The following is a 1,887-nucleotide window of genomic DNA, read 5'->3' on the forward strand; positions in this document are numbered from 1 at the left end:
GAAGATGCCCATTCGGTCGTGGGCTGTGCGTTTGGTCGGGGTGGAATGTTCCATAAAATGTGTTGTGTGTAGGAAAGATAAGGGGCGGCATTTTAATGGAAAAATTTTTAAGCCGCAATTTGAGCGGCTGAATTGAAAAAGAAAGGCCGTCTGAAAACAGGATATTGTTTCTTGTTTTCAGACGGCCTTGTAGGTTGTCAGGATAGGCAAATACGCGCAAAATCGCTTTGCTTTTTAGAGATGGACATTATGCTTGCAGATTCGTTTTTTTATTATCTGGTATTGGTCGGCTTTGCCGCTGGGCTGATGGATGCGGCCGTTGGCGGCGGAGGGCTGTTGCAGATTCCCGGATTGTTCAACCTATTGCCAAACGCTACGCCTGTGGCCTCGGTGATGGGTGTCAATAAATTTGCTTCCTGCTGCGGCACGCTGACTGCGACGGGACAATATCTGCGTCAAATCCCCGTGCCGTGGAAAATGCTGCTGCCTGCCGCGGCATTGGCATTTGCCGCTTCATATTTGGGCGCGAAAACGGTGGTGTATTTCCCCGTTCAATACATGAAACCGACGATGTTGGTCATTATGATTGCCATGTGTCTGTACACTTTTTTGAAAAAAGACTTGGGGCAGACGGTGCGCACTGAAAAGCTGACGCGCCGTGAAACCTTATGGGGCTTGTTTTTCGGCGCGTTAATCGGGTTTTACGACGGCGTGTTCGGGCCGGGGACGGGCAGCCTGCTGGCTTTTGTGTTCGTCCGCTTTTACGACTATGATTTTTTAGCGGCGAATGCTTCGGCAAAGGTCATCAATTCGACCACTAATCTTGCCGCGCTGACGTTTTTTATCCCACAAGGCCATGTCGTGTGGGCATGGGCGATACCGTTGGCGGTGGCGAATTTGTGCGGCGGCGTGGTCGGCGCGCGCTTGGCAATACGCGGCGGAACTAAATTACTGCGTTACGGATTTATGTTGCTGCTGTGCCTGACCATCGGAAAGTTTGCTTGGGATTTATTGGGTTGATATCGAATGAAAAAAAGGCCGTCTGAATGTTTCAGACGGCCTTTGCGTTTTACAGTTTAACCGAATGCTCGCGCGTTTCGTGGAACACGATGTCCGGCCAGCGTTCTTGCGTCAGATTCAGGTTGACGCGGTTAGGCGCGAGGTAGGCGAGGTTGCCGCCTGCGTCGATGGCGAGATTGCCTGCATTGGCTTTTTCAAATTCCGCCAGTTTTTTCTTGTCTTCGCACGATACCCAGCGCGCCGACCAGATGGATGCGCTATCGAACACGGCTTCCACACCGTATTCGTTGGCCAGCCGCGAGGTAACGACTTCAAACTGCAACACGCCGACCGCGCCCAAAATCAAATCTGCGCCGCTCATCGGTTTGAAGACCTGTACCGCGCCTTCTTCGCCGAGCTGTTGCAAACCTTTTTGCAGTTGCTTGATTTTCAGAGGGTTTTTAATGCGGACGCTGCGGAACAGTTCGGGCGCGAAGAATGGGATGCCGGTGAACGCCAGTTGTTCGCCTTCGGAGAAGCTGTCGCCGATTTGGATGTTGCCGTGGTTCGGGATACCGATGATGTCGCCGGCGTAGGCTTCTTCCACCAGCTCGCGGTCGTGCGACATGAAGGTTACCACGCTGGAGGCGGCGATTTCGCGGTTGATACGCAGGTGTTTCATCTTCATGCCGCGCTCGAACTTGCCGGAGCAGACGCGCAAGAAGGCGATGCGGTCGCGGTGTTTCGGGTCCATATTGGCTTGGATTTTGAAGATAAATCCGGAGAATTTCGGCTCGTCCGGCTCGACCATGCGCACGGTCGCGTCGCGCGGTTTCGGCGCGGGCGCCCATTCAATCAATGAATTGAGGATTTCCTGAATACCGAAGT

General features: G+C 53.1%; 2 protein-coding genes. One reads left to right on the forward strand and one right to left on the reverse strand.

From position 1 onward, the window contains the following. Nucleotides 1-249 precede the first annotated feature (249 nt). Nucleotides 250-1,020 (forward strand): sulfite exporter TauE/SafE family protein, encoded by a 771-nt coding sequence (locus ACTHUE_RS17285; protein ID WP_107810389.1) that lies wholly within the window; start codon nucleotides 250-252, stop codon nucleotides 1,018-1,020. Between the two features lie 49 nt (nucleotides 1,021-1,069). On the opposite strand, the gene ACTHUE_RS17290 is transcribed toward ACTHUE_RS17285, so the two are convergent. Beyond that, nucleotides 1,070-1,887, reverse strand: an 818-nt coding sequence (locus tag ACTHUE_RS17290) for an EF-Tu/IF-2/RF-3 family GTPase (RefSeq protein WP_440424057.1), incomplete at its 5' end; no start/stop codon positions are given.

This window comes from Neisseria sp. P0021.S005 (genome assembly GCF_051956955.1).

Coding starts and splice junctions, on each gene's coding strand:
- ACTHUE_RS17285 (WP_107810389.1), top strand. CDS start 250: ATGCTTGCAGATTCGTTTTTTTATTATCTGGTATTGGTCGGCTTTGCC.